Origin of the sequence: Photorhabdus kayaii, from assembly GCF_025384895.1 — a bacterium.
GTDB lineage: Bacteria > Pseudomonadota > Gammaproteobacteria > Enterobacterales > Enterobacteriaceae > Photorhabdus > Photorhabdus kayaii.
In genome coordinates this window covers 1-799 of record NZ_JAJAFZ010000207.1, presented here as the reverse complement: position 1 = coordinate 799, position 799 = coordinate 1, and the positions used below count along the sequence as shown (strand labels likewise).

1 pseudogene is annotated in these 799 nt (G+C 57.4%); it reads right to left on the bottom strand.

Annotated features, from left to right (window positions below):
• A pseudogene (locus tag LGZ98_RS23930) lies at positions 1 to 799 on the bottom strand (DNA primase); the annotation flags it as partial.

Genomic DNA, 799 nt, shown 5'->3' with positions numbered 1-799 from the left:
ACCCTGCCCCGACCTGTACCCGACTGAATATCCTCTGACCCCGACCGGAACGCATCGCCTGTCGTTTCTGACAGAGATTCAGTCATCTCCAGTAATCCGCACAGATGCGGTTGCCCGGTATCTTCACCATCCCACAGCAGCGTATATTCATAGGTCAGCCCGCGGCGATGCAGCAACAGGTATTCCATTTCCAGCAACCGCGCCAGATGCACTTTCAGTTGCGTATCGCCCCAGTGCAGAGCGGTCCGAATATCCCGCCGGGTAAAATGCAGTTCATCGACCCTGACTGCCTGTTGTCCGGCGGTTTCCCGTACCCAGTCCTGTATCAGCAGCAACAGCTTGCGCGTCTGCGGCGGCATTTCATCCAGCGTGCGTCCCAGCACCTCATGCGCCAGCCGGTTGGCGAGGGCAATATCGTCTTGGGTGACTTCGATATATTCGATGACCTGTCCGCGGTGGGTCGTTTTCTTCACTTCACGTTGATACTGGTGCAGCAGGGCAATGGCCTGTATCAGCGTCAGGTATTTCATGTGGTCGCGCCGCATCCGGGTTTTGTCTGACAGGAACGTCAGTTGATGGGCGTAAGGATTGACTACTTTCAGCGGCCTTAACAGGCGCTGGGCGTTCTGGTGTAACTGCGTCAGATAGCCTTTTTCCGAGTCAGCCAGCAACCCGGCCAGCGTCTGGCGGTGCCGCTGCATGGCGTGGATGGCCTGCGTCTGCTCGCGCGATTCGTTGACCGTCAACACCAGACAGCGGTTCAGCAGCTCTTCATCCACATCAATGGCCGTCGTCGTTA